We start from the raw sequence: 4,711 nt of genomic DNA on the forward strand, positions 1-4,711 counted from the left end.
GACGACCCGTGCGGACGGCGCCCGGTGAGCGGGCGGCCGGTGGTCGTCGGCGTCACCGGGGCGCCGTCGTCGCAGGCGGCGACCCGGTGGGCGGCGCGCGAGGCTCTCGCGCGTCACCGGGTACTGCGGATCGTGCACGCCGCGGACTACGACACCGGCGACGTGCCGGCCTGGCACCGGCACGCCCGCCTGGTGCTGTCGCGTGCAGCGGCGACCGCCCGCGGTGCCGCCCCCGGGGTGGTACTGGAGACCGTGCTCGTCGAGCAGCCGCCCGTCGCCGCGCTGGAGGCCGAGGCTCTCGGCGCCGAGCTGCTGGTGCTCGGGGCGGTCGGCTCGGGGCACCCGGCGGACGGCCCGGCCGACCCGGTCCTGCACCGGGTCCTCGACCGGGTGCGGGTGCCGGTCGCCGTCGTCCACGCCTCGACGGCCGAGGGCACCGGCCCGGTCGTGGTCGGTCTGGAGTACCCGCGCACCGACGCGGAGCTGCTGCACGACGCCCACGCCTGCGCCCGCCGCCGCGGCGGCGTGCTGCGGATCGTGCACGCGCTGCGCCCGGGACACGGCTCCGCTCCGGCCGCCACCGCGGTGTTCGCCGAGCTCGCCCGGCACTGGGACGAGCGCTCGGACGCGGTGGACGTCGAGCTCGAGGTCGTCGACGACCGTCCGCTGCCGGCGCTGCTCCGGGCCGCCGAGCACGCCGGCCTGCTGGTCGTCGGGGCACGGCCGCACGTGGGCGGGCTGCTCCGGCGCTCCACCCCGGAGGAGCTGGCGTGTCTGGCCGCGTGCCCGGTGCTGCTGCGCCCCGTCGGGCCGGCGCCCGGTCGCGACGCTCAGGGGGCCAGCACCGCGGACAGCGAGCGCCGGGGGGTGGCGGGCAGCTCCCGGTCGTCGACCGGGTAGCCGAGCCGCACGATCAGCTGCGGGTGGGCGTCGACGTGCAGGACGTCGCGGGCCAGAACCGACCGCGTCGCGGACAGCTCGAGCGCCTGGCTCAGCGGCGTGGTCGCCAGTCCCGCGCGCACCGCGGTGAGCAGCACGGCGCTGGTCGCCTCGCCCGCCCGCAGCCGGTCCTCGGGTCCGTCGCGCCGGGTGCAGAGCACGGCGAGCACGCCCCCCTCGGCTGGTGCCGCCGCCGTCGCGGTCAGCCGGCCGGCCGGGAAGGCCCGGTTCGGGCCGGTCCCGCGCGGGGCGGGCCGGGTCGGCCGGGCCCACGCGGGGATCCCGTCGTGTGCGCCGGCGCAGCGGTGCGTCCAGGTCATCAGCTCGGCCAGGTAGCCGGGGCGGCAGCGCTGCTCGTCGGCCGCGCGCGCCAGGACGGCGTCGAGCCCGGCCCGCCGGGCCTGCCCGGACACGGGCAGCAGCAGCGCCCCGTGGCGTCGCGCGGCCGCCGTCACCGTCTCCAGCACGGACTCGGGCACCGGGCGGTCGGCGTAGCGCCGCCGGTCGGTACGCCGGCGCGGCAATGCGGGCCACAGGTCCGCCTCGGCGGCGTCGGCGGGCCCGTCGACGGCCGTGACCACGGCGAGCAGGTCCGTGTCCTCCGGGTCGGGCAGTCGCACCGTGCGCACCCCCGTCCCGGCCGCGGCGAGCGCGACGTGCAGGTGGTGCAGGCAGGCCCCGCAGCTGACCAGCAGGTCGCGGCGGTCCGGGTCGGTCTCGTACAGCCGGCGCAGGGGGTCGGCGTACAGGGCGGCCTCCGCCGCGTCCACCCGCCAGCGCCAGGGCTGGCTGTTGTGCAGCGAGGGGGCCCGCAGGGCCCAGCCGACGGCGTCGAGCATCGTCGGGCCGGGCCCGTCCGGGCGGTCCGGGGCGTCCATCGGGCCGGGCTCAGCGCGTCAGGTGCGCCCGCGTGCCGGTGGACTGCTCGATGTCGAACACCGTGGACTCGAACAGCCGGTGCTGCAGGTCGGCCAGCGCCCGGGCGACGGCCAGCTCCGCCCCGATCTCCGGGACCTCGCGGTCCCGCGGGTGCCGGTGGGCCTCGCCGGTGCCCACCAGCCGGGTGTCGTCGCGCGTGGTCAGCCGGGCGGTCGCCCGCGTCCGGCCCGGCTCCTCGCTGATGTCGATCGTGACCGTCCACTGCTCGGCGTAGCTCATCGGGGTCTCCTCCTCCACGGCCGGAACTCGAGGACCGGCCTCCACCACGGTGTCGGGACGCGGCCCCCGGGCCCAGGGCCGTGCGCCCCGCCCACGGAGGGCCACAGGCCCCGGCCCGGTTCCCCCTCCGGTGCCCCGGGCCGGGCACGCAGCCGCACCGACCCCCCGGGACGCAGGACCCGCCGCGTCGTGCCGCACCGCACCGTGATCGGGTCGCCGGGGCCGCACGCCGCGCGAACCAGCACCTCGCGGCCGCGCACCCGGACGTCGACCGCGAGGTCGCGGTAGCGGATCTCGAAGGACAGCCGGCCGGAGTCGCGCGGCCAGTGCGGGTTGAACCACAGGGCGCCGTCGCGCACCTCGACCCCGGCGAAGCAGCGCTGGAGCAGGTCGACCGACCCGGCCATCGCGCCGAGGTGCACGCCCTCGGCGGTGGTGCCGCCCTGGACGTCGGCGAGGTCGCTGCGCACGGCGCGCCGGAAGTGGTCGAGGGCGTCCTCGCGGTGCGCGCGGGCCAGCACCCAGGCGTGCACCAGGGAGCTGAGCGTGGACCCGTGCACGGTGCGGGCGAGGTGGTGGTCGATCGTGCGCCGCACGGCGTCGGCCGGGAGCCGGTAGCCCAGGCCGTGCAGGAGCTCGCGCAGCTCGTCGGTGGACAGCAGGTAGAACAGCATGAGCACGTCGGCCTGCTTGGTGACCTGGTAGTCGTCCACCGACCGGCCCTCGGCCTCCAGGATGCGGTCCAGCCGCTGCAGGTCGCCGTAGCGGCGGCGGTAGTGCTCCCAGTCCAGCTCGGGCAGCGCGCTCGCGCCCTCGAACTGCTCCAGCACGCCGTCGGGGCGGATCGGGACGTAGGACCGCCGGGTGCGGTCCGCCCAGGACCGCAGCTCCCGGTCGGTGAGGCCGAGCTGTTCGAGCAGCTCGTCGCGGCGCCGGACCGGGATCAGGTCGAGGCACTCGCGGGCCCGCCGCCAGAGCCACACCGCCAGCACCGTGGTGTAGGTGTTGTCGTCGACGCCGGGGCGGTCGGCACCCGGGTAGCGGGTGGAGAACTCGTCGGGCCCCATCACCCCGCGGATGCGGTAGCGGCCCCGCTCCGGGTCGAGCTCGGACAGCTCCGCGAGGTAGCGCGCCACCTCCAGCATCACCTCCGCGCCGTGCGCGGCCAGGAAGTCGTGGTCGCCGGTCGCCTGGACGTAGTGCCAGACGTTGTAGGCCACGGCCAGGCCGACGTGCTTCTGCAGGGCGCTGACGTCGGGCAGCCAGCGGCCCGAGAGCGGGTTGAGGTGCAGGCGCTGGCTCTCCTCGCGGCCGTCGCTGCCGGACTGCCACGGGAACATGGCGCCCCGCCGCCCGGTCGCCCGGGCGGCCCGGCGGGCGGCGTCGAGCCGACGGACCCGGTAGTGCAGCAGGGCCCGGGTCACCTCGGGCATCCGCAGCGTCAGCACCGGCAGCACGAACAGCTCGTCCCAGAACACGTGGCCGCGGTAGGCCTCGCCGTGCAGGCCCCGTGCGGGCACACCGGCGTCGACGTCGAGGGCGTGCAGGGACACGGCCTGGAGCACGTGGAACAGCCCCAGCCGCAGGTCGCGCGCGGTGTCCGGGGCGTCGGTCACACCGGTGCCCGCCAGGTCGAAGCGGAACCGCCGCCACACGTGCCGCCAGCTCACGGCCTGCTCCTCGAGCAGCGCGGCGACGTCGGGGGCGTCGGCGAGCAGGTCGAGCGCGGTTGTCGCCGGGTCGGCGATGGCGACGTCACGGGAGGTCACCAGCGTCACGACGGTCTCGACCCGGACGGCGGACCCGCGGAGCACGTCGAGCACGTGGTCGTACCCGACGGCGTCGCCGGTGCACACCACCGACGCGGTGCCGGTGTCCGGTCGCACCCGGGTCCGGGCCGCGACGGCGATCCGGACGTCGGACTGCGAGGTCCGCGTCGTCAACAGGGCGGTCCCGGGCCGGGGGGCGTCGACCCGCTCGGTGTGCAGGTGGTGCGCGGCCAGACCGCGGTACCGGGCGACGCCGGTGTTGCCGACCGCCCCGTCGATCCGGGAGCGGACGCGCAGCCGCCCCGACCAGTTCTCCGCGACGACGGTGGTCTCGGTCGCGGCGACGTGCCTGCGGGTGCGGTGGACCAGGCGCCGCTCGTGCAGCGCGGTGCGCCTGCCCTCGGCGTCGACGTAGCGGACGAGCCGGGTCAGCACGCCGTGGCGCAGGTCGAGCAGGGCCCGGTTCTCCAGCAGCGCGGCGGGGCCGAACGGGTCGACGTCGGTCCCGTCCGGCCCGGCCCGCAGCCACCTCCAGTCCGGCAGGGCGACCATGCTCTCGTTCTCCACGACCCGGTCGCCGAGGGTGTCGACGAGCCGGTTGTAGACCCCCGCCGCGTAGGTGCCCGGGTAGTGCGGTCCGCCGGCGGAGGCCGCGGCGGCCGCCCCGCGGACCGCCTGGTAGCCGTTGCCGAGCGTGCACAGCGCCTCCCGGCGGCCCTCGTCGGCCGGGTCGAAGCCGTGGAAGCAGACCGACCAGCCGTCGCCCGTCGGCGCGCAGGCGGGACAGCCGGTCGCCGCCGACGGCTCAGTGCGCACCGCGGCGCGCGGCGTCGAGGAGCAGCCGC

At 77.5% G+C, this 4,711-nt stretch carries 4 protein-coding genes; 1 reads left to right on the plus strand and 3 read right to left on the minus strand.

Annotation, left to right across the window (positions count from 1 at the left end):
• The coding region (locus NH602_RS28170; RefSeq protein ID WP_253069383.1) for a universal stress protein at positions 1 to 900 on the plus strand (900 nt) is incomplete at its 5' end.
• On the opposite strand, the gene NH602_RS28175 is transcribed toward NH602_RS28170, so the two are convergent.
• The 3 genes from NH602_RS28175 to NH602_RS28185 form a co-directional block, all read right to left on the minus strand.
• Entirely contained in the window at positions 831 to 1,817 is a 987-nt protein-coding gene (locus NH602_RS28175) for a nitroreductase family protein (RefSeq protein ID WP_253069384.1), read from the minus strand. The genes NH602_RS28170 and NH602_RS28175 overlap by 70 nt on opposite strands.
• Before the next feature lie 10 nt (positions 1,818 to 1,827).
• Positions 1,828 to 2,097 carry a DUF1876 domain-containing protein gene (locus NH602_RS28180; RefSeq protein ID WP_253069385.1) on the minus strand — a complete coding sequence of 90 codons (270 nt, stop codon included), beginning with the start codon at positions 2,095 to 2,097 and terminating at the stop codon, positions 1,828 to 1,830.
• On the minus strand, positions 2,094 to 4,711 hold a 2,618-nt coding region (locus NH602_RS28185), incomplete at its 5' end, for a glycoside hydrolase family 65 protein (protein ID WP_253069386.1). The genes NH602_RS28180 and NH602_RS28185, both read right to left, overlap by 4 nt.

Source organism: Pseudonocardia sp. McavD-2-B, from assembly GCF_024124365.1.
Taxonomy (GTDB): domain Bacteria; phylum Actinomycetota; class Actinomycetes; order Mycobacteriales; family Pseudonocardiaceae; genus Pseudonocardia; species Pseudonocardia alni.

Excerpts from the sequence above, each read along its gene's own strand:
- NH602_RS28175 (WP_253069384.1), bottom strand. The coding sequence starts at position 1,817 with ATGGACGCCCCGGACCGCCCGGACGGGCCCGGCCCGACGATGCTCGAC.
- NH602_RS28180 (WP_253069385.1), bottom strand. The coding sequence starts at position 2,097 with ATGAGCTACGCCGAGCAGTGGACGGTCACGATCGACATCAGCGAGGAG.